This is a genomic window from Finegoldia sp. BIOML-A4 (assembly GCF_009679635.1).
GTDB classification, from domain to species: domain Bacteria; phylum Bacillota; class Clostridia; order Tissierellales; family Peptoniphilaceae; genus Finegoldia; species Finegoldia magna.
This window is the reverse complement of sequence record NZ_WKZC01000001.1, coordinates 447,049-471,044: the sequence shown is the minus strand read 5'-3', so window position 1 is coordinate 471,044 and position 23,996 is coordinate 447,049. Positions and strand designations below refer to the sequence as shown.

Sequence of the window (23,996 nt, the reverse complement as noted above, 5' to 3'; positions counted from 1 at the left end):
ACACCGATAGTTTTAATTTAATTTTCCGTATTTCTTTTCCATTCTATTGTACAAATACAATGCCAATAGTGTGAATAGTAATGGTCCTGCTACAGACATTATTGTAGTCAACCAGTCCCCACTACTAATAGCTGGTTCAATAATTGTAAATAGGTTCGCAAATCCTACAACTAAACATACTAAGAACACAGCCGCCTTGACAACTCCCATAGATTTAAATTTTTCAAATGGTTTTTCTATTTCTTGATTTTTCTTAAACGCTAAGAAAGAATAAGAAATGAAAAAATATGGTAAAGTCATTGACACGTTAGTCATTGACACCAATACTTCGAAGAATTGTTTTGCGCTTTTTCCTCCGAATGAAACAATGGCGATAATTACAATAACACACGCTGCTTGATACTTCATAGCATTCACATACATACCGTTTTTTTCAACAGTCCAAGATTTTGGCCATAATTCTTTTGGAGTCCCACCTATTAATTGCTTAAGTGGAGAATAAATCAAAGTAAAAAATGCTCCTGTCAATGCTAAGAACATCGAAATACCCATATATCTTGAAATCCACAAACCACAAGTTCTAGCTGCAGCTTCACTCATCCCAAAAGCAAGTCCCAATTGATAACCCATGTGATTCATACCAATATATGAAACATTACCTAAAGTAATAGTTTCTTTTGAGAAACTTTTGAAAGCAAAATCCCAATTAGTAAAAGATCCAAACATCAAAATCCCCAATGCATATCCAACAGTTATTATTATAGCTGCGATGCTTACACCTTTAGGGAAATTTTTTTCAGGATTTTCTGTTTGATCTACAAGACCACCTATAACTTCTATTCCACCATATGCAAAGATTGCGTATACAACAAATGATAAAACAGCAATTCCTCCACCTGCGTATTTTGGATTTGGAGATTGGAAAAACGCTTCAAAATTAATTGGTTGTAAAACTTTTCCTTTGTTTAAAATAAGTATAATTAATCCTCCAACAAACAAGAAAATATTAATAAGAGCTACAGCACTTCCGCCAACAGAAGTAATCTTTTTAATTTTTTCCAAACCTTTGTTAGATACATAAGTAACCATTATAATCCAGCAGATTGCCAAAATACCCAAAGTTTTTACTGAGTCTAACCCGAACAAAGACCATTCTTGAGTCTTATCAACCCCGAAAATAGCATTCGATAAAACAATCCAAATACCTGAACCTACATTTACTTGCCAGATTATGTAGGATGCAAACCACATAAAAGTGATTACAAAAGCGTACTTCTTGCCAGAACTTTTTTCCATCCAAGAATAAATACCACCTTTTGCATCTTTAAATGCAGAACCATACTCTGCTATCATGAATGCAAATGGTAGGAAAAATGCCATACCAGATAAAATATACCAAGGAATAGCGGAGTATCCCATTAAATAATATGATCTACTAATGTTAGTGAAACCAAAAACCGACGTAAAAATCATCAGTATAAGCGCTTTCAAACTAAGTTTTTGTTTGTCTGTCATATATTCCTCCTAATATTAATTCAACTCTCAAAATCGCGATCGGTGTAAAATGCTTTGAGAATGATTGTTTTTTAGAAAAAATTTGAATTATAATACAATTGAAACGCAAGTATTTATCGCTTTAACGCGATGCAGTATAGGCGATACACGCCTTTTCCCTCATTTTATTGCACTACTCTCTAACTTCTTCTCTCTTATATTATATTCATTAATATTCTGATTTGTCAACCACTTTTTTTGCTTGTTTTAACTGTTGATTTAGGGATTTATCTGCCTTTTTTCTTGATGTATATTTATACGTAATTAGCTACATGAAACTTACGATTAATTTACTTTTAATTGATATTTCTTTAGTTCATATTAGAATATTAATAAAATAAATTTATCTTAATATTGTTAATTTAAAAATTTAAATATTTTTTAATTCCTCAATTTTTTATTCTAATAATTTTAAAACTTCGGAGTACAATTAAAAAACATTCTTAGTATTCTAGATATTCATGCTAGATGTTCTCCCCTTCCGTTTATGTTAAAATTCACTCCGCAATCATCCTTGTGTCCGTTTAGGCAAGTAATCGAACATACCTATATTGTAAATCCATGTAAACAGTCAAGCCTTTTTGCTAAGAATATCATACGGAGAAAATAATCATAAATTCAAGTGAAGTGAACCGTTAAAAAATTGTGCTGTCTGAGTGCGTAGCACGAGTTCACAATTTTAGGTTCACAAGCTTAGAATTTATTTATTTTTGTAGTCTAGATATTCGTGCAAAATGCTTGATCTGTGTTGTGTCTGAATAAGATTATTAAATTTTCACCAAGATATTCGTGCGCGATTGTTGCCGTAGCCTAGATATTCGTGCATGATGATTTTTCAATCACAGGACTAAAAAAAGAGCCCACATTTGTGAGCTCTTGTATTTATTAAAGTATTGAAAATCCTAATTCTTTTGAGTCTTTGCAGAATGTCTTCACTGTGTCTAGTGAATATTCGTTTAAGTCTTTTCCCATCAATGAAAGTTTCTTGATGATGGCTGGAGTACATGTGATGATGTCTACTCCCAGTTCATTTGCTTGGTAAATGTTGAACACTTCTCTAGGAGATGCCCACAACAATTCGCAACCTTTTTTAGTTTTGCAAATTTCCAAGGCTTCTTTCATGATTGGCATTGGATCAACCCCTGTGTCTGCAATTCTTCCAGCAAATACTGAAACAATGCTTGGAACATTTTCAGTCAAGTTGTCTACAACTTCTCTTACTTGATCCACTGTGAAGATTGCTGTTACGTTAAGTTTAATTCCTTTTGAACTAAGTTTTTTCAATAATGGAGCAGTTGATGTTCCATTGCTTGTAGTTACTGGAATTTTGACGTAAACATTATCTCCCAATGAAGAGATTTTGTCTGCTTCTTTTTCCATAGTTTCTAAATCATCTGCAAATACTTCAAATGATACTGGATATTCTGTAATTTCTTCTAGAACTTTCTTAGCAAATTCAACGTAATCAGTAATTCCAGCTTTTTTCATCAATGATGGATTAGTTGTGAATCCCGTTACTTTTTTTGATGCCAATGATTCTAACATGTCTTCTAATACTGCACCGTCTGAGTAAATTTTTGTGTTAATTTTATCCATTTCAACCTCTTTCTTGTGTAGTTCAAATTATTGTTCGTTGTTAATTGCAGTATCTTTCTTTGTAATTATTGATGGAGCGATTAACGCTACTAATAAAACTGCGATAATGATATACACTCCGACATTACCCATAGCATTTCCGATTTTTCCTAATAAAATTCCCAAAACTCCGAAGTCAAAATCTCCGAATGTTGTATTGTTAAATCCTAATTGTCCTAAAACTGGAAGTAAGAATGCTGGAAGGAATGCCAAGAATAATCCGTTGATGAATGAACCTATCATAGCTCCTCTTCTACCACCAGTTGCATTACCGTAAATACCAGCAGTTGCACCGCAGAAGAAGTGAGGAACAAGTCCTGGAATAATTAATACTCCACCGATAGCTCCCAAAATAAACATACCGATTAATCCGCCTACAAAACTACATGCAAATCCCAAAATAACTGCTGTTGGTGCATATGGGAAAAATACTGCACAGTCAACTGCAGGAACAGAGTTTGGAATTAATTTTGTAGCAATACCTTCGAATGCAGGAATTAAATCTGCCAAAATCATTCTAACACCGGCATATACGATTGCTACACCAACTGCGAAGTTTAACGCAGAGATGATTGCAAACAAATATGGGTTTTGTCCGTTAGACATTTTGCCAACGAAATCTGGACCAGCTTTGATGCTTGCGATTAGATAGAACACAATCATTGTTAACGCTGTTGAAATTGTAGTATTTCTCAAGAAACCCCATTTTTCAGGAATTTCGATATCTTCAGTTGATTTGGAATCTTTTCCAACTAATGAACCGATAAACGCCGACAAATAATATCCCAATGAACCAAAGTGACCAAGAGCTATTTCGTCTCCGTCAGTAGCTTTCAAAGTGTATTTTTGTCCGATTGCTGGAGAGATAGAACTCCAAGCTCCCAATATAAATCCACCAGCCAATACCAAAGGCACACCCTTAAATCCGATTGCACCTAAAGTTGCTGACAATAGACAAGCCATGAAGAAGCTGTGGTGACCAGTTAAGAAAATATATTTGTATCTTGTAAATCTTGCTATTAATAAGTTAAAAATAAGTCCTACTAACAAAATTGACATTGTTTCTACGCCCAAAACTTTTTGCGCAACAGATGTGATAGCTTCGTTATTAGGAACAACACCTGTGATGTTGAATCCGTGTTGAATCATTTGACTCAATGGATCCAAGTTAGTCGTGATGACATTTGCACCTGCAGACAACATTAAATATCCTAAGATTGGACCTAATGTACCAGTCATAACCTTGTGAGCTGGTTTTTTAAGAGCGATAAGACCTACCATCGCGATAAGACCCATCAAAAACGCAGGTTCAGATAAAATATCCTTTAATACGTTTAAAAATCCCATAAATTCCTCCTAAATTTTTAAATTTTATTTGAATTCTTCTAAAACAGGAACCAAATCTTCTTCGATTTTTTTCTTGTTAGTGTAGCTTTTAACTATAGCTACCTTTTGATCATCTGAAAAAATTGATTTGAATTCCTTAACAGTTACGAAAAGGTCAGCGCCTTTTCCTACAGCTGCGTTAGAATCACAAGATTCAACGTTCGCTTCAATTCCCATTTCCTTGCAAATAGTTTCAACCTTCATTTTCAAAAGAAGACTACTTCCAATTCCATTACCACATACAGTAACAATATTAATCATCATTTCCCTCCTCTAATTTTTTGTTAATAATATCCAACATTTCGTCCTCAGATTTTGCATTTATAAGCTCATCTGTAATTTCATCTGAATCTAAAAGCACTGCCAATTGTTGAAGTGCTACAATGTGTGATGAAGAATCCACAGCTGCCAAACAGAACAAAATTCTTACCCAGTTGTCCTCATCTTCTTCTTCGTTTCTAAAATTCACAGGCTCATTTAATTTTGTCAAACTAATAGCCATTTTGTCTACATTGCCGTTTGGTCGTGCGTGAGGAACCGCAATGTTCGGAGCAAGCACAATGTATGGGCCAGCATCCTCAACGCTTTTTATCATGTCTTCTACATATTGTTCGTTAATGTAACCATTGTCCAACAAACTTTTTGCTGCAATTCTTATTGCATCCTTCCAATCATTTGCATGATCTTCAATTCGTATCAATTCTTTTTTTATTAAATCGCTCAAACTATCACCTCTTTACAAAAAAATATTGGTTAACAAAAGTATTGTTAACCTTATTTTACCATATATTCACATTAGATTATATATGCGTTTCAAAAAAATTTGCCAATTTAAAGGATTAAACTGCCAATCGTAATTATCACCGTCAAAGTCACCACCGAAAATATCGTCGATAAACACAAAATCTTATGCCCAATTATTTTATTATACCATTATTGTGAAAATTTTCTAGTATTAATTTTGGACTTTGATGTGCGAAATGAGAGAGAGGAAAACTGTTGAAGGTTTTTTCAAGGTGAACGAAAGCAGAAAATTAGTTTGCTAAGGGTTGTGATTTTTCCCAGTAACCTGTATATTTTCTGTGATTTATTGCAATGAAAAAATCAGATTACCAGTTTTGCTAAGAATATCATACGGAGAAAATAATCATAAAATCAAGCGAAGTGAACCATTAAAAAATCGCACTGTCTGAGCGTTAGCGAGTTTGCGATTTTAGGTTCACAAGCTTAGAGTTTATTTATTTTCGTAGGCTAGATATTCGTGCAAACTGGTTTTCTGCTATGTAATTTTTGAAACGGTCTATTCTTCTCCAATCAAAAAAGAGCATCGCATGATGCTCTCATTATCTATTTTACCAATTTTTTAAGTGGTGTTTTCTTCAATGTTTCTATAAATACTTCATTTTTGCCGAAGAACAATATCAATGTGTATCCGATGACGCTGATGAAGAATACCGCCAACAAGTTAAGTGTGTAATGTGTGATAAATTTTGTGATTACAAACTTTGTCAAAAGTATCCACAACGCTCCTGCTACTGCGTATTTCATTGTGTAGAATAATTTGTCCATTTCAAAATAAACTCTTGCTTCTTTAAATTCAAATAGACACACAACAACCACTACTAATTCTGAAATCGCCGTAGTCACAGCTGCACCATTTTGTTGCCAAAGTGGTATGAAAACTAGATTTAACCCTACATTTACAAACGCCGATATCGTCGTCGCTTTTAAGTTCAACGCTTCTTTTCCCAATGGAACGTTCATGCATGTTGTGATTACACCACCTGTTATTGCGAAAAACACTGACACTGCTAGAATTTGCAACGAAAGTGTCGCCGCAATGAATTTTTCTCCAGAGAGAATGTATACGATGTTTTTGGATAAAACTCCAAGTCCTGTGCACATTGGTATCATTAATAATAGCAAGAAACTTGAAATTTCTGTTAACAATTGTCTGAATTCTGTTTTATCATCTAATGTCGCTGCCTTGGAAAGCCTTGGAATTGTAACCATGTAAATAGCGCCTAGCATTTGCTTTACAACAGAATATACCTTCACACTTACTGCGTAAAGTCCTGTGTATATATCTCCAGAAATCCAGCCAAGCATTGTCATGTCTGCACTGACATAAACCAAAACTGCGATGCTGTTTGAAAAGAAAAGCATGATAGGCTTCAAGTGTCTTTTCAGATTTAGTTTGAGAGTTGGTTTCAAGTCCACATATCTTCTTACATGTAACATGTTTGAAATGCACACCAAACCATTTACGAAAACCGTAAGTCCAGCGTATTTTAAGTAATCGTCTTTGGTTTTTACTACGAAAAATAATAAAATTACACCAATAGTTTGAATTATAATACTTCTGATTGTAATGTACAAATAATCCTCGTGGATTGCGTTGACCCATTCAACTCCAAGCGTGGCGAAGATTATGCTCAAACTTTGAATGAAAACAAGCGTTGCATAGTCGTGCATTTTCACAGAAACTACGCAGAATATAGCTAAACAAATATAAGAAATCAACGTAGACAACAAGTTGATGGAGAAAACTTCCCTCGAAAATTGATTGAGTTTTGTTCTATTTTCTCTGTATTTGGAACCTTCTCTGACTGCGTAATTGGTAATTCCAAGCGATGCAATCAGCATGAATATTTTAATAATTGAATCCCCGTAGCTTACCTTTCCCATGTTTGCTACTTGCAAAATTCTAGTAGCGTAAGGAAAAGTTATCAACGGGTACACAACGCTCAGCCCAACTTTAATTAAATTAAGCATTGCGTTTAATTTAAGTGATTTTTGCTTTGCCAAGTTTTTCCTCTCCTATGTGCAAAATTTATACTTACTATATTGTATCACACCTATCTAGATAGATTATTACAACATTTCAAAATTTCCAACAAAAAAATAACCGCCTGTTATGAATAATGGCGATTATTTTCCAGGTAAAACCTGTATGGACTTTGCTGAATCTATTATACCACAATTTTTTAAAAAATGTTATAACATTTCAATAAAAGCACCAATTCTTGTATTTAATTGTCCAATATCTGATTTTGAATAATCAGTTTCCACAGCGATGTATGGAACATTCTTCTTATCGTTGCAGAATCTCTTAATTGCCAAACCTTCAACTTGGTAAGGAGTACAAGCTTGTAAATGCATGTCGATAACACCATCAACCTTGTATTCGTCGATTAATTTATCCAATAATTTAAGTCTGTTTTCGTTTGGACTCACACATGCACAACCAATGTTCATGTATTTTCTAGCAATCGCATCAATCATATCTGGATTGTCAACATCGACATTTTCATCAATAGCCTTAGCGCCACCACAGTTTTCGTAGCTAACCACAACTGCACCGTTGTTTTCGACTGCTTCGATAACTTTTTCAGTCGCACCACCGATAGGACAACCAGTAATCAAAATTCTTGGCTTTCCACTGATGTGCTTGTGTTCAGACATAACCTTAGCTTTTAATTCTTCAAGCATTTGTGGAATTTGTTCCTTGTCAAAATCAAATTGCACGCCATTTAAAACATGCCACAATTCTCCACCTGTGATTGGCAAATCATCAGCCTTCATTATAGAATAGAAGTCCTTTACAGCGGATCTCTCAGCGTTTTTCACTTCAATTGCATGCTTTAATTTTTCATCTGTGATTTCAACTCCGAATAAATCTTCGATAGTCTTAATCATTTTTCTGATTTCTTCTTTCCATAAAATAAGACCTTGTTCAGTGTTCTTGTTTGGAAGCTCCATAACGTGAACTGGCTTGAATTCTCCCAAATATTCGTACATCTTCTTCTTGCCATCGCAAGTAGTTTCTCCAACAACCAAATCAGAAAAATAGAAGAACGGACACTTATCAGTCAACGCAAAACCATAAGAAGATTTGATAAGTGGGCATAAGTTTTTAGGCAAATCCCTCTCAGCATCTTGAATAGTTTCGTCACTTGTAGCACACAAACTAACACAAGTAGCACCAGCTGCAACAGCTAACTCTTGTGGAAAAAACGTACAAAAAATCCCTATAACAGGAATATCCTTATCCTTTATTTCTTTTACCTTCAAAAAAGCATTTTGACGACTTTCTGCAAAATCGTTAAAAACTTCTGGTAATTCCTTCTTTAAATCAACCATCTAATCACCTCGTAACAAATAATATCATTTAATCAATAATATATCAAAATGATAATCGTTATTTATAGATTTTTTCTATAAATGACCTCCCTCGCCTCTCTCTCATAGATGATTTGAGGAAAATCTTAGTAATTTTTCAAAACCAAAAACATCGTAAAGAAGCGAATCATTCGTAAAAAATTGTTTTAAATTCAATCAAAAAAGCAGATTACCAAGTTTGCTAAGAATATCATACGGAGAAAATAATAATAAAATCAAGCGAAGTGAACCGTTAAGAAATCGCACTGTCTGAGCGTTAGAGAGTTTGCGATTTTAGATTCACAAGCTTAAAGTTTATTTATTTTCGTAGTCTAGATATTCGTGCAAATTGGTTTTCTGCTTTGTGTATTCGAAAGCTACCTACGACAATTATTGTATTTCAGTGAAATAAAATAGACAACCGATACGGTTAGAATATCATACGGAAAAAATTGCACTAAATTCAAGCGAACTGAATCGTTAAGAAATCGCACTGTCTGAGCGTTAGCGAGTTTGCGATTTTAGATTCACAAGCGATGAATTTATCAATTTTTGTAGTCTAGATATTCGTTCGTATCGGTGTCTATTTTTGCTTTTATTGAAGATATGTTCGTATCTTTGCTGCTTCTTTATTTCTTCAATTCATCCAACACTTCGTTGACTGTTTCTTTTTCAGAATAAGGCGTCTTTTCATTTCCTTTGAGCTTGATGAAGTTTTCTTGTCCTTTTCCCAAAAGTAGAACAAAATCTCCATCATTTGCCATTTCTATCGCATGTTTAATGGCAGATTTCCTGTCCTTGATTCTTACAAACTCACCGTTTTCTTCTTCAATCCCACTGACGATGTCATCTGCAATGTTTTCGTATGTGTCGAATTTTGGATCGTCAGTTGTCACCACCGAGAACACGTTGTTTTCAGCTGAAATCTTTCCGACCTCGTGTCTGATTTCACGAGTTCTGTCGCCACTCATTCCATAAACTGCAATTTTTCGTTTGTCGTTTGGCACAGATTTATAGATATTTTCAAAAGCTTTTGGAGTGTGTGCAAAATCAATGACAATATTTATTCCTCTATCGTTGTTGACGAATTCAAATCGCGCTTCAACACCTGTAAAACTTTCCAACGCTTTGGCGATGTCTTCCAATTCGTATCCCAATAAATTCACCGCAACAATCGCAGCCACCGCATTGTAAACATCAAACATAGCAAATCTGTTGAGTACGAATTTCACGTTTTTGAGTTCAAAATGCATCTTTCCATCAATCAATTCTACATTTTCAGCCTTAAAATCGGATTCATTTTCAAGAGAGAATGTATACGCTTCTTCAAACCTCCCCTTTGCTTTTCTTCCGTATTCATCATCTACGTTCACGATTTTTTTCTTAGCATTTTCGAACAAAATCATCTTAGCATCGAAATAATTCTCCATATTTTCGTGAAAATCCATATGCTCCATCGATAAATTATTAAACACAGCTACATCAAACTCTATCCCGTCTAGTCTATGCAAATACAATCCATGACTTGAACATTCCACAACAGCGTTGTCGATTTTTTTGTCCACCGAAAGCTTCAAAATCTTGTCGATTTCGCAAATTTCTGGAGTCGTGTTTGGCGTTTCGTATTTTTCTTTCGCGATAAAAGTTCCGTTCGTGCCGATATTTGTGCATTGTGAGTTTAAGTTTTCCAAAATATGACTAATCATAGAAGCTGTTGTAGTCTTGCCATTTGTTCCAGTGACTCCTATCACGCGAAGCTTCTTTGATGGAAAATCACACACCACATTTGAGATTTGGGCAAGAGCTATCCTTGCATCTTCGACTTTGATGTAGTTGATACCTTCTATTTTTTGTGTATCTTGTGTAACCACAATCGTGTTTGCGCCGTTTTCAATCGCCTTGTCGATAAATTTGTGTCCATCAAATTCCATCCCTGAAATCGCCACAAACACTCCACCTTTTTCGATTTTCCTGGAGTCATTTGTCACATTTGTAATCTCGTCGTCGTTGTTTTTCGTGTAATCTATATAATCAATTTTCTCTAATATATCAGTTAATTTCATTTGGTTATCCCCTTTGAGTTTCATTTATATATTATTATATAACACAGAAGTTATTTCACAAAAAAACTGACCACTAGCCTAGTGATCAGTCTATAAGTTTGATTTATTTCATAAAAGCTACTACAGCTGCTATTGCTACGATTCCAACTATAAGTCCGAAAACAAGTCCTGAAACAATACTTACTATCGCTGATTTTACACCTACTGCAAGCATTCTTTCGTCAGAAATTCTGTCGTAGAAAACTGATGAGTAAAGGATAACTCCAACTATCATGCCTACAATTGAAGGAAGGAACGTTGTTGGAAGTGCCATCAACAAAATGTTAATCAACGCTTCACAAGCTACATACACTCCAAGTCTTGCATCTCTTTCTACAGGATTTGGAACGGGTTGCATGTCCTTTTTAGTAAAATGGAACATAAGTCTACATACTGCATAGTAGAAAAACATCGATATAACAGCCAAAATAATATTATATGTTATTGGATTCAATCCAGTTTTTGTTACTTGTTCCAATTGTTGTGCTTGTTCTGGGTGAAGCTTGAATTGCACAATTGATGCCACAAACGTGAACACCCCGTACAACAAGAATAAAATTACAAATGCACCTTTTTTATTGAATTTTTCAATAAGTCCATGTAACATTGAGAAAATATTTTGACAAAAACCAGCATAACCTGAGCTTTCACGTTGAGTGTAATCTTCGATGTATTCTTCTTCGTCATCTTGCCCTTCAAAGAAAAAACTGTCGTCTGTTTTTTCGTAATGATCCTGTTTCGTATTAGAATAATTATCATCATTAGATGCTTCAAAATAATTGCTATTTCTGTCAGAATAACTGTCCTTATCTTCGCTAAATCCGCCTCTCACATCTTCTTTTTCACTAAAATAGTTGCCGTCTTTAGTGTATTCACTGTCATCATTTTCAAAGTTTCTGTAATCTCTGTCGTCTGACATATTCTCCTCCTACTTATTATTAGTCTTCTTTTTCATCCTTCTCGTCTTGTTCCAACAAAACCTTCTTCCATTTGTCTAGTTGTGATTCTTCTTCCTTGGAAAGTTTTGGTGTTTGTGGGTCCAATTGCTCGAACAAATCCAACATAACCTCACTCACAACAAACCTCGTGAACCATTTGTTGTCCGCAGGAACTACATACCAAGGTGCATAATCAGTTGAAGTATGCTCCAACATATCTTCATAAGCCTTGTGGTAATCGTCCCAGTTTTCTCTTTCCAAAATATCACTTGCTGCAAACTTCCAATGTTTTTCGTCCAAGTTAATCCTGTCCAAAAGTCTTTCTTTTTGTTCGTCCTTTGACACATGCAAGAAAAACTTCACAACCTTGATACCATTATTGTCCAAATATTTTTCGAACGCATTGATATCTTCGAATCTTTTTTCCCAAAAATCATCGTCGTTCTTCTTGTTAACCAAATTGTGAACTCTGGTTACAAGAACATCCTCATAGTGTGATCTGTTGAAAATTCCAACCTCACCGTAAGAAGGAGTCTTTTGTGTAATTCTCCACAGATAATCGTGATCCAATTCTTCTGTGGAAGGTTGCTTGAAGCTTGTGACCTTGCAGCCCGCAGGATTAAGTGCCGTGAACACCTTTTTCACCAAACTGTCCTTACCCGCAGCATCCATCGCTTGAAGCACAACGAGAATTCCCCTCTTGTTTTCAGCGTATAATTTTTCCTGAAATTCAAACATTTTTTCCAAATTTTGTGGAAGAATTTCTTCCTTCACTTCTTGTTTTGAATATGAATCATCTTTTTTAGTGCTAAATTTTTCCAAATCAACTTTTTTGTTAGGTTTTACCCTGTATTTCTTAATATCCATAATATACTTCCTTTTAATATCGTTATTATATATTTATCCAAATTGGGTAAAAATAAAACAATTTCATTTATTGAATTAATTATATCATTTGTTCAAGTTTTCTTCAATAGTTTACTATCACATTAGTATTATGTAAAATTTATTTGACAATCGCCATTTTATATAATAAATTCATATTAATCAAAAGGAGGAACTATTATGAAAATATCAATACTAAATTTAATACCAAGATTTATAGATGAAACTGCCAAACAATCCATCGAACGTGGATTGGAACTTGCAAAATGGGCAGACGGACAAAAATTCGAAAGATATTGGGTCGCAGAACACCACAATTCCAAATCAATCTCATGCTCAGCAACAGATTTGATTATAGGATATATTTTGGAAAATACACAAAGAATAAAAGTCGGAGCAGGCGGCGTAATGCTTCCTAACCACACACCATTTCAAGTTGCAGAAAGATACGGAACGCTCGAAACATTGTATCCCGAAAGAGTTGATTTGGGAATTGGAAGAGCGCCTGGAACAGACATCGAAACAGCGAAATTAATCTATCGTGACACATATAAAGAAGATAACTTCAAAGAAGCCATCAGAACATTGCTAAGCTATTTTGAAGAAGAGGCAGAAAACTTCAAAGTGCGTCCATATCCTGGAGTTGGCACACACGTTCCAGTGTATATTTTAGGAAGCTCCATGACATCAGCGCACATCGCAGCACAATTGGGACTACCTTACTCATTCGCAGGACATTTTTCTCCAAACACAGTTGAAGTCGCACTCAAAATCTACCGCGAAGAATTCACACCATCAAAATATTTGGACAAACCATACGTAATGCTTGGAGTATCTGCAAACGCAGCTTACGAGAAAGACGCCGCAGAACACATCAAACAACAAGCCATCTCCATATTCTTGCAAATCCAAAACAGAAACAACAGAGATGCATTCTTAAAAGCTGACCCTAACAACAGCCCTGAACTCACATCAATCGAAAAATTCATGATAAGAACTGCCCGTGGACTTCGAATCGAAGGAGATGTGAATTCTGTAAAAGATCAATTCATGGAAATAAAACAAAAATACAACCCAGACGAAATCATCGCCGCATCCTACATCCCAGATTTCAAATTATTAAAAGAAAACTATGAAATCATACAAGATTTGGCGTTGAACGAATAGAGTTTATTGAAAAACCATCCAGACAATTCTGGATGGTTTTGTGATTTTCGTAAAAATTATAATCATACAAAAAGCAAACCATCATGCACTAATATCTGATATTCGTGTATGATGGTTTATCTACTAACGATTTGCTTTTTATTACATCAAAAATTTTCAGGAAAAATCCTGAAAGTTCTACATAATCTCATCGATTGTTGGGATGGATTCTCCCGATCCTTTTCTGGTTACTGTCTTTGATGATGCTTTTGTGGCAAACTCCATCGCTTCTTTGATGGATTTTTGTTGATCTAACATCACAGCCATCGCTCCAATATAGCAATCCCCTGCAGATGTTGTATCCACAACTTTTGCTTTGATAGGCTCTTGTTTTATGTGTTCTTTTTTCGAAAAATACTCAGAGCCATTTTCTCCCAATGTTATTATCACAGAGCCTACATTTTTGTCCAGCAATTCATTTGCTGCTTCTTTTAAGTTTTCTTTGGTTGAATATCTCAAAATTTCATTTTCATTAGGCACGAATAAGTCCACTTTGTCCAATATATCTTCCACTTCAAACTCACTTGGGGCAGGGTTCAATATTACGAAAACTCCCTTTTCCTTCGCTTTTTTAATAGCATATTCATTGACTTCTTGCGGAATTTCCATTTGCAAAATCAAAATATCGCATTCATCCAAAAGTTCGATGTTATCGTCGATATCTTGGATTGTTATCGCATAATTTGCCCCATGATCCAAAACTATTTCGTTTTGTCCAGTTTTGTCCACATTTATTAGTGCAGTCCCTGTGTCCACATCCTTTTTAATAATGTTTGTAGTGTCCACTCCGTATTCCTTCATATTTTCGAAAATAAAATCAGCGTCCACGTCATTTCCCACACATGCAAGAAACTTCACATCGCCACCGAGTTTTTGACAAGCAATCGCTTGGTTAGCCCCTTTGCCCCCGACAGATCTGCTCTTTGATAGCGATGATATTGTCTCGCCTGGTTTTGGGAAATTTTCCAAATTATATATAGTGTCTACATTCACGCTTCCTATAACTAAAATTGACATAAATCTCTCCTCAAATCTTTGCATTTACGCTAAGAGTTTTTCTTAATATATCTTATATTATACAATACAAATCAAATTTTGTAATTCAAACAACTTTTCTTTATTTCCAAATTTGTGAATTAAAGTTTTTCAAATGGGTATATTATTAATTAAGAATATTAATTGGAGGAAACCATGGACGATAAGAAACAAGATTTCAAACAAAATCTTAAAAGTTATGTATCGGATGAAGAAATTGTTCAGCCTGACGATTACTTCGAAGAAAAACCTGTAGATGTGGGTGTTAATAATGATGTGAATGATGATGTGAATGGGGTATCTGATGTTACTCAGTCACAAGAATCCACTAAATCTGATGACGATTATTTTGCAGAAATCAACCAAAAATACACTAATAAACAAAGAAAAGAAGATAACGAAGAATACGAAAACTACAAGCAAAACGATTCACCTGATTGGTATTTGAAGTGCGTAAAATTCGTCAGTGTATATGCTGACAAAATCTATGATTTTTACGCATCAACAAAACACGGAATCATTTATTCATTTTTGACATCAGGTTTAATCGCCGCTTTGACTAGCGCAGTGTGGGTTAGCGTTACAACACAAGGATCACTTGGAGAATTGTCGAAAGTTTTCCACAGACCTACTATTTCTATAATGACTTTGATTTTAGTACCATTAATCAACTATGTGATGACAAGATTCATATACATGTTTACGAAGAAATACATGAGACCAACTCCACCTCCTTGTACAAGAGATGTGAAAGGTGGGGTATTTTCGATAATTAACGCATTGTTCATGTTCATACTTACGCCGTTAGGATTTATCGGAAGCATTATTGGTTGCTTCACAGGAATGATAGCTTACTCTGCAACTTTCTTGGATTTGTATTTGGAAAAGGACAGTTTCAAGGTTGGTTTGAAATCATTCATCGCACAAATCGTAATCAAAGTTATCGTATTTATATTAGAGATGTTATTGGTAGCTTTGGTTGGAATTTTAATTTATAATTCATTTTCAAATATGATTAGATAAAACTTTACCCGATCTCAAGTGAGGTCGGGTTTTTGTGTGCAATCAAAAAGCCTAGCTCAAATGAGTTAGGCTTTGTTTGATTATTGTATAAGACTTTATCCTAGTTTCAAGATTATCTGTCTTTACGTTTTTTCTTCAATCCTATGAATCCTGCTGCTGTTAATAATCCTGACATTGCAAGAGTCATTATTTCACTTTCACTACCAGATTTTGGCAATCTCTTAGGAGTTTTGTTATTTGTAATTGTTGATTTTCCGTCTACTTGTCCATTCGCTCCCGGAGTTTTGCCATTATTTTCCGGTGTCTTACCATTGTTTTCTGGTGTCTTGCCATTTTCTTCTGGAGTTTTGCCTGGTGTTTCTGGATCCTTTGGATCTTCGCCTGGTGTTTCTGGATCTTTTGGATCTTCACCTGGTGTTTCTGGATCCTTGTCTCCTGGTTTACCTGGTGTTTCTGGATCTTTATCCCCTGGTTTGTCCGGATTTTCTGGATCCTTTCCATCTGGTTGTTCCGGATCTTTTGGATCTTCACCTGGTGTTTCTGGATCTTTTGGATCTTCGCCTGGTGTTTCTGGATCTTTATCTCCTGGTTTACCCGGTGTTCCTGGATCTTTATCTCCTGGTTTACCTGGTGTTTCTGGATCCTTGTCCCCTGGTTTGTCCGGATTTTCTGGATCCTTGTCCCCTGGTTTGTCTGGATTTTCTGGATCTTTATCTCCTGGTTTATCCGGTGTTCCTGGATCTTTATCTCCTGGCTTACCTGGCTTATCTGGATTTACTGGTGGGAGTTCGCAGACATTCTTAGTTCCAACTTTTATAATCTTCTTAACCGGTTTTTCAATTATATTTTCTTCTCTAGAAACTTCTTTACTATTTTCTATAGTTACTATTGTTTCTTTCTTACCTAGTTTACCTTCTTGAACAACTTCAGTTTTACCAGCTTCCATTTCAGGATCTTCTATGATTTCAACTTCAAAAGGAATTTCGCTTTCTACTTTAACTTTTCCATCAGTTTTATAACCAATTTCTACAATCTTATTCTTAGGTTCAGTTCTCTTTTCACTTACTTCAATTTTTCCTGTTTCTTTGTTGAATGTTATAGTGTACTCAACTTTTCCATTAGTACCTTCTTCGATAACATTTTGTTCGCCTTCTTTAAGGTTTGGATTGTATCTATACTCAGTATCGTGTCCAAGTTCAGTTTCCTTAACAACTGGTTTCACACCGATTCTTACTACTCTGTCTTCTTTATCTTCAATCTTTTCAGTTGATTCAGTAGTTACAAGCTTACCATCGACAAGCTTTGTTGTGATAGTTACTTTTTCTTTACCTGGCTTACCTTCGTTTTCAATTTGTTGGAAACCAGCTTCTAGAGTTTCATCATAGATTACCTTAGTTTCATAAGGAATTTCTCTTTCTACAGTCTTAGTAGTTTCGCCGTCAGGTTTTTTTCTACCAATTTTAACTATCTTATTAACAGGTTCTGAGGTTGTCTTGAATTCCCCTTCTTTTATTTCTTTTACTTTACCATTTTCTATAACGATAGTGTTAGTTCTTTCTTGTTCTCCTGGCTTACCTTCTTGAACAACTTTTTCTTCACCTGGTTCTAAGGAATCGTCGTATTCTATAATTGTCTCGAAAGGAATTTCTTTCTTTTCTGTAAAGTCGTGAGTACCATCAGGAGTTCCCTTACCTACTTGGATAAGAGCATCTTCTGGTTCTACTCTTTCTACTTTAGGATTGCCAACAACTTGAGAATCTTTAATAGTCCATGTTGTAGTTATCGTTCCAACCTTACCTGGTTTTACAATCTTGTATTCACCTGGTTTAAGTTCGTCTGATTCTTCTACTTGATATTTAAATGGTATTTCTTCTACGTGTTTAACTTCACCGTCAGTAGAGCCTTCGCCAACTTCGATGATTTCGTTAACAGGTGCCTTTGTTTCTTTTGGTTTAGAAATATTTGTTACCTTTGAATTTTCAATTGTAATTGTATATTCTTCTTCACCATCTACACCTTTTTGAACTACCTTGTATTCACCTTTTTTAAGTTCTGGATTTACTCTAACTTCTACTTCAAATGGCTTCTTACTTGTATAAGTGTGAGTGCCGTCAGTTTTTCCTGGACCGACTTCTATAACTCTAGTTACTGGTTGTTTTGTTATCTCATATTCACCAACAACTAAGTCACCTTTTTCTCCATTAGTATACTTTTGAGTTATTTTTCTTTCCTTAGAACCATTTTCACCTGGAGTAATTTCTTTGATTTGATTTGGCTCAAGATTTGGATTTATTTTAACTTCTGTATCAAATGGAATTACTTCCTTATCAACATATTCAAATTCTCCAGTGTAATCTTCAGTACCAACTTCTATGATCTCTTTCTTAGCTTCTTTTGTCACCACAGGATCAGATGTCTCTACTACCTTAGAGTTTTCTATTTTGATTGTATATTTTTCTTCTCCAACTTCACCCTTTTGAATAACATTACGTTCACCTTTTTTAAGTTTAGGATTTACTCTAATTTCAACCTCGTAAGGGATTTTGTTAGTGTATTCATGAGTTCCGTCAGTTTTTCCAGGGCCGACTTTTACAATTCTCTTAACTGGAGCTTTTGTTTGTACAGGTGTACCTTCTTCTGACTTAGTAACTTCGCCATTTACGATAGTGTGAGTTACTGTAGTTTCTTCTTCCCCAAGAGAACCTTCTTGTTCTACAACTACCTTGCCTGGCTCTAATGAATTGTCTACTTTATATTCTGTTTCAAATTCAATAGCCTTAGTCTTCTTAGTTTCAAGAGTTCCTGTGAAGTCTTTCTTACCAACTCTAATTACGGCATTCACTGGGTCTGTAGTTTCAACTTCTGGTTTTCCAACTATTTCAGAGTTTTTAATAGTCCAAGTTGTCTTCTTTGTTCCTTCAGTTCCAGGTACATCTATAACATATTCGCCTGATTTTAGATTTGGATCGTAAGAAATTTCATACTTAAATGGAATTTTTTCTTCGTGAACAACTTTACCTTCAGTATTGGCACCAACTTTAATAATTTTCTTTTGTGGTGCTTTTGTTTCAGTAAATTCGCCTACTTGGGTGTTTGTAACATTGCCATCTTGGATTGTGATAGTTGTTGTTCTAGTTTTTTCTCCAGGTATTCCTTCTTGTGTTACTTTTTGTTCACCTGGTTTTAGGCTGTCGTCAAACTGAATTTCAACTTCATAAGGAACTTCAACTGTTTCTTTGATTTCGTGTTTTCCATCTTCAGTTCCTTCACCAACGTGAATTAGACGCTCTTGAGGCTTTTCTAATATTTTTTCTGTTGTCTTACTTTCATCAATTTGAGAGTCTTTGATAACATAAGTTACTTCTTTAGAACCCTTTTTACCTTCAGTGATAACTTTGATATCGCCTTTTTTAAGTGTAGAATCTTTTTCTACCTTCGTTTCAAAAGGAATGTCTTCTTTCTTTACATAAGTTCCATCTGTTCCTGATGCAACAAATTGGACTTCTACTTCTTTTGTAGCAATTTCTGTTCCATCATTTTCATAGTAGTGGGCCTTTACAGGTACGTTTAGAAGGGCTCCATCAATTGACTGACCTTCCTCTGCATTTGGAACTGTTGCAGTTACTTGACCTGTGTCTTCATCGATTGATACATTCCAAGTATTTCCTTTGTCATCTACATAGGTGTTAGAATCTAGGGTAAACTTAGTTGGTCTTCTGTTGTATTTGTCTTCTTCATTTAGAATAACATTTGATGAAAGAGTATCCCCTGCCTTACCTGCTTTTGCATTGTAGCGAGGAGTCATGTTGGCTCTTTCTTCGATAACAAACTCAGCCTTAGTCTTTTCTGTTATATCTTCACCTGGCTTTAATGGGTCTTCGTAGTGGGCTACTACTGGCACTGTAAGAGTTTCTCCACCATCAAATTTTGATGGGTCATTAGGTTTAGCTGTCACTTCGCCAGTTGTATCATCGATAGAAACAGTCCATTCATTACCCTTGTCATCCTTAAATTCTGTTCCGTCAGGAATAGTGTATCTTTTTGGTTCAAGTTTTTTATCATCCGGATTTTCTGGAAGCTTTGGTGTTGATTTTTGTTCTTCTGATGGATAATTAACTTTAACAGAGTATTCTGGAACATTGTTTGTTGACTCTTGGACAACAAAGTGGAACCAATGAACGTCGGTAGATCCATTTGTATAAGTGTAAGTTAATGGTACTGCAACAAATTCTCCCGCCTTAGCTGATTTCGGTGGAGTAATTTTGAATGTTGTTGGTAGAGTACTTTCGTCATATTCTAACTTCCATTGGTCTTCTGGTTTCTTGCCTTCGTTTATTTTGTTTATAAATTGCCAGTCAATAGTACCTACTGCTTGATTTCCATCTTTAGCAGCTTCCATCTCTTCCGGTGTCTTTTGATTTGGGAATGCATCTTTATCTTTTTTATCTTCTGGTACATAAAGATCTACTATAAACTCTTCTTCCGGTTTTACAGAAATTGAAGTGTGTTTTGTTGTATCTTCACCATTAGGTTTCTTGAATGCTTGGTCGTAGTAACGTGTATCATCAAGGTTTATTTTGAATCTTCCTACTTCGTTGTAGTGATCGTAACGAGGTATACCTTGCTTGTCAATTGTTACAGATTCACCCTTGTGATTAATTGTTTCTTCTCCAGCACCTGTTGGTGTGTAAAAACCTCCACCGAAATTTGCCTCGTCAGAAACAGTTTTAAATTCTTCAGCTGTTCTTGGACGGGCAAAGAATTTAACTTCTAGGTTTTGTAGTCCCTTGTAGTTAGGGTCACTATAGAAGATAGAATCTTTGTTTAGATTTCCATTTTCATCTATGACACCTTTTGGCATCTTAACTACTACTTTGTCATTTTCATCAATATAGGCTTCTGCTCCTGGTACCACTTCACCTGTAATAGGATGGTAGACTTGACCTACTAGCCTTTTTTTAGCATTGTTATCTAGGTTATTTATTTTTACCTCTGTATTTATAGTTTGACCTTGGACAAATTCTTTTTTATCATGACTTCCGCTTAGAGTTATAAGGCTAAGCTGATCGTTTTCATTTGGCCATGGGTTGACTGTGAAGGTAAAGGTAGAATTTGGACCTTGTGTAGCATATAAAGTCCCAGAGTGATCTTTTAAATAGTGGCCTTCCCAAGCCATGGTTGTATTGTTAGTATCAATGCTGTTTATATGCTTTAGATCTTCTTCAGATGCATAAAGATTTAAATTCCTTTGTTGTCTAGAAGCTACTAAATCAATGCTTGTATTTGCCTTATAACTAGCCTCTTTAAAGTCATTCCCTATCTTTATGCCTGGTTGGACAGAAGGGACTTTCTCAGGATCCTCATTTGTGCCCCCTGGAAGGAATGCTGCAAGTAAACCAGAGTTGGTAAAGGTAAAATCGGTATAAGTCCTTTGACCTTGATCTCTGTCAAATTCAATCTCAAAACCCCAAAGAGTTTTGTCAGGGCTAGTTGCACCAGGTTCTAGGGTATTATAGCGATAACCATCTATAAACCTATTTTCTTCATCAAGATTATCATAACTAGTATATGGACCATTCCCTCTCTCCAATTGAGTTTGTTTGTAGCTACCTACATTCTCTTCATCTTCTGCATAGTTTGGATCAGTTGATTGTTGTTCAGATCTTACTGCTGCTTGTGGCTTTTCTTCAGAAAGCCCTATCCCTGTATTTGTTGCGACACTTTCTGCGTTACTTAGTGTATATGTTTTAGCTTGCGGTGCCGATACTATTACTGCACTGGCTAATGCTGCCATGAGTAATTTCTTGTTAATTTTCAAAACACTTTCCTCCTTAAATTATTGTAATTTCCTTGTAATTTATTTTATTTTTGAAATATACTAGTAGTTTAAAAATATTTAGTTTATTCTGCTTAGATTATACTTTAAAATGAATACAAACGTCAATCAAAATCCTTTTTTTCTCTTTATTTTGTCTTGATTGTTTTTATTTTATTCATTTTGTATTCAAAACGTTGTAGTATGTTATTCTTTTGTTATAAAAATGTATTTAGTGATTAATCTTATGAAATCCGATTATTGAATGCTTTGTTGTACTGGGTTATAATAAATGTATAAATTAAGAGGAGTTTTTATGGAAAAATTTTATGGTGAAGTGTTTTCACGTTTGCAAAAACATATTAAAACAATAGAAAAGAAACAAGGTGCGTGGATGTTCACGCTGATTATTTCAGGAGTTATTAGTTTACTTTCATTTATGTTGTGGATGAGGATAAGCCCTCCTAATTCGTCGCAGGATTTTCTAAGTTTATCCCTTCCATTGTCGTATTTTTCGAAGACTGTTATGACACCTTTTTCGTGTGTGTTGAGTTTTTGGATTGCGACTAGTTTTTTAAAAAAAGATATGGTGGCAAAGATTTCGAACGCAGAATTTTTGGCGAAGGCTAGTGTGTACACTTTGGTTACGATTGTGCTATCTTCTATGTTTAACACTAGAATTCCAGTTGTTAGTGTGATTGTGAATGTGATTTCGGGTTTTGTGTACAGCGTTGTGATGTATGACAAATTTAAGCCTTCTTTTTTGAACAAGGCTACTGTAACTGCTGCTATTGTGAAGATTGTTATGAGTGCGATTGGTTTTCTGATGGGTACAACTTTGTTGTTCTTCATCGTTGTGAATTAGTCGTGTGTTAGTTGGAAATTAATAAGGAGAGTTTTATGAAAAAATTGGTGGCTTTGATGCTTGTGTGTATGTTGAGCTTTCCTGTGGTTAGTGCTGCAGATAAGGATAGCCCAAGTAATACGCCTTCTAAAAAAGTAGAATCAAGTACAAATGAAACGAACGTAAGTAATACGAATGAACAAACTAAAAACGAGAAAAAACAGGAAGAAATCACCACTAATGAAGATGGTGTGTTCAAAAATGTGATTCACCAAAGGTTCCAAGGTGAAAACAGAGCGAAGACCGCAGTGAATGTGCAACGTCATTACTTTGCGAATACGAACAAGGTTATTCTTGTAAACGACAACGCATATCCCGATGCAATCAGTGCGACGAATGTGTCTATGGGCAAATACCCACTTTTGTACACTGGCAAGAATTCATTATCTGTTGAGACCAAATCAGCGCTTGACAAGATGTTCTTGGACGAGATTTATCTGATGGGTGGTGTGAATACTATCAGCAAAAAAGTTGAAAATAAGTTGAGAAAGAACTTTCCACACGCCAAAATCACTAGAATTATGGGAAATAACCGCTACGACACATCAGCAGAGTCTGCTAGAACACGTGCAAATACTACGAATTTGATATTTGCAGCAGGGACAAATTATGCAGATGCATTGTATGCTACAAGCCTTGCAGCACACCAAAACGCCCCAATCTTGCTTGTAAGTAACGAAGGATTATCACAATCTACGAGAAAATTTATACAATCAATCGGAAATATCGACAGCGTTACAATAGTCGGTGGAGAAATATCTGTAAATCAATCTGTTAAAAACCAAATCGAAGCTTTAACTAAAAAACGTGTCACAAGACTTGCAGGTGTGGACAGATACGAATCCAGCGTTGAGGTCGCTAAGAGAGTTAACGCAAATCCAGCGGAAGTTATCACTACAAGCGGAGAAGTGTTCGCAGATGCACTTGTATCATCTACAGTTGCACAAAAAATCAAAGCGCCAATCTTGCTTGTTAAAAAAGACGTCCTACCACTTTCAGTTAGAGAATATATGAAAGACACCAACTCCATCTACAAATTGACTACAATCGGTGGATACAACACAGTTACCAAGAACAATTACTCCACACAAGTAATATTGATATCGGGACTAGACATAGACAAGCCACTTGTAGATAAACAAGGAAGAGGGCTCATCAAAGCATTCACAAAAGATTACAAAAAATACTACGTACTTCCTAACAACAAATACTACAACTCAATCAAAGAATACGACAAATTATTTGTTTATTTGAGAGACGCATTGGCTGAAGATTACAGACCATTGGAATAACATTGAAATGAATTAGAAGAGGACATTGTCCTCTTTTTTTTGATACAAAAAATAGGCGAA

At 35.2% G+C, this 23,996-nt stretch carries 16 protein-coding genes; 4 read left to right on the top strand and 12 right to left on the bottom strand.

Features of this window, described 5'->3' with window-relative positions; all coding sequences use genetic code 11:
* Nucleotides 1-12 precede the first annotated feature (12 nt).
* The 10 genes from yjeM to GKG01_RS02190 form a co-directional block, all read right to left on the bottom strand.
* Nucleotides 13-1,515, bottom strand: coding sequence for a glutamate/gamma-aminobutyrate family transporter YjeM (gene yjeM / locus GKG01_RS02235; RefSeq protein ID WP_154272035.1), 1,503 nt, complete (start codon nucleotides 1,513-1,515; stop codon nucleotides 13-15).
* 924 nt (nucleotides 1,516-2,439) lie between these two features.
* The gene (locus GKG01_RS02230) at nucleotides 2,440-3,150 is read right to left on the bottom strand and encodes a transaldolase (RefSeq protein ID WP_094207736.1); all 711 of its coding nucleotides are present in this window, start codon (nucleotides 3,148-3,150) and stop codon (nucleotides 2,440-2,442) included.
* Nucleotides 3,151-3,177: 27 nt separating this feature from the next.
* A complete protein-coding gene (locus GKG01_RS02225) occupies nucleotides 3,178-4,536 on the bottom strand; it encodes a PTS ascorbate transporter subunit IIC (protein WP_154272034.1) in 1,359 nt (452 codons plus the stop codon).
* A 24-nt stretch (nucleotides 4,537-4,560) separates the two neighbouring features.
* Nucleotides 4,561-4,836, bottom strand: a complete 276-nt coding sequence (locus GKG01_RS02220) for a PTS sugar transporter subunit IIB (RefSeq protein WP_094204450.1) — start codon at nucleotides 4,834-4,836, stop codon at nucleotides 4,561-4,563.
* On the bottom strand, nucleotides 4,829-5,299 hold the full coding sequence (locus GKG01_RS02215) for a PTS sugar transporter subunit IIA (protein WP_154272033.1): 471 nt from the start codon (nucleotides 5,297-5,299) through the stop codon (nucleotides 4,829-4,831). Before GKG01_RS02215 ends, GKG01_RS02220 begins: the two co-directional genes overlap by 8 nt.
* A gap of 623 nt (nucleotides 5,300-5,922) precedes the next feature.
* Nucleotides 5,923-7,383: a flippase gene (locus tag GKG01_RS02210; protein ID WP_154272032.1), complete on the bottom strand. Its 1,461-nt coding sequence runs from the start codon at nucleotides 7,381-7,383 to the stop codon at nucleotides 5,923-5,925.
* Between the two features lie 189 nt (nucleotides 7,384-7,572).
* Nucleotides 7,573-8,718 carry a double-cubane-cluster-containing anaerobic reductase gene (locus GKG01_RS02205; RefSeq protein WP_094225198.1) on the bottom strand — a complete coding sequence of 382 codons (1,146 nt, stop codon included), beginning with the start codon at nucleotides 8,716-8,718 and terminating at the stop codon, nucleotides 7,573-7,575.
* A 647-nt stretch (nucleotides 8,719-9,365) separates the two neighbouring features.
* Nucleotides 9,366-10,799: a UDP-N-acetylmuramoyl-L-alanyl-D-glutamate--2,6-diaminopimelate ligase gene (locus tag GKG01_RS02200; RefSeq protein WP_154272031.1), complete on the bottom strand. Its 1,434-nt coding sequence runs from the start codon at nucleotides 10,797-10,799 to the stop codon at nucleotides 9,366-9,368.
* Nucleotides 10,800-10,902: 103 nt separating this feature from the next.
* Nucleotides 10,903-11,757: a beta-carotene 15,15'-monooxygenase gene (locus GKG01_RS02195; protein ID WP_154272030.1), complete on the bottom strand. Its 855-nt coding sequence runs from the start codon at nucleotides 11,755-11,757 to the stop codon at nucleotides 10,903-10,905.
* 19 nt (nucleotides 11,758-11,776) lie between these two features.
* The gene (locus GKG01_RS02190) at nucleotides 11,777-12,643 is read right to left on the bottom strand and encodes a polyphosphate kinase 2 family protein (protein WP_154272029.1); all 867 of its coding nucleotides are present in this window, start codon (nucleotides 12,641-12,643) and stop codon (nucleotides 11,777-11,779) included.
* A gap of 198 nt (nucleotides 12,644-12,841) precedes the next feature.
* Here GKG01_RS02190 and GKG01_RS02185 point away from each other — a divergent pair, with 198 nt between their 5' ends.
* Nucleotides 12,842-13,828 carry an LLM class flavin-dependent oxidoreductase gene (locus GKG01_RS02185; RefSeq protein WP_154272028.1) on the top strand — a complete coding sequence of 329 codons (987 nt, stop codon included), beginning with the start codon at nucleotides 12,842-12,844 and terminating at the stop codon, nucleotides 13,826-13,828.
* A 177-nt stretch (nucleotides 13,829-14,005) separates the two neighbouring features.
* Here the strand turns inward: GKG01_RS02185 and rbsK are convergent, their stop codons facing one another.
* Entirely contained in the window at nucleotides 14,006-14,884 is an 879-nt protein-coding gene (gene rbsK, locus GKG01_RS02180; protein ID WP_154272027.1) for a ribokinase, read from the bottom strand.
* Between the two features lie 174 nt (nucleotides 14,885-15,058).
* On the opposite strand from rbsK, the gene GKG01_RS02175 reads away from it, so the two are divergent.
* Nucleotides 15,059-15,925 (top strand): hypothetical protein, encoded by an 867-nt coding sequence (locus GKG01_RS02175; protein WP_154272026.1) that lies wholly within the window; start codon nucleotides 15,059-15,061, stop codon nucleotides 15,923-15,925.
* Between the two features lie 112 nt (nucleotides 15,926-16,037).
* Here GKG01_RS02175 and GKG01_RS02170 read toward each other — a convergent pair whose 3' ends face one another.
* Nucleotides 16,038-21,743, bottom strand: a complete 5,706-nt coding sequence (locus GKG01_RS02170) for a G5 domain-containing protein (RefSeq protein ID WP_172975114.1) — start codon at nucleotides 21,741-21,743, stop codon at nucleotides 16,038-16,040.
* 313 nt (nucleotides 21,744-22,056) lie between these two features.
* Here GKG01_RS02170 and GKG01_RS02165 point away from each other — a divergent pair, with 313 nt between their 5' ends.
* Nucleotides 22,057-22,605 (top strand): hypothetical protein, encoded by a 549-nt coding sequence (locus GKG01_RS02165; protein ID WP_154272025.1) that lies wholly within the window; start codon nucleotides 22,057-22,059, stop codon nucleotides 22,603-22,605.
* A gap of 35 nt (nucleotides 22,606-22,640) precedes the next feature.
* Nucleotides 22,641-23,936 (top strand): cell wall-binding repeat-containing protein, encoded by a 1,296-nt coding sequence (locus GKG01_RS02160; protein WP_154272024.1) that lies wholly within the window; start codon nucleotides 22,641-22,643, stop codon nucleotides 23,934-23,936.
* Nucleotides 23,937-23,996 lie beyond the last annotated feature (60 nt).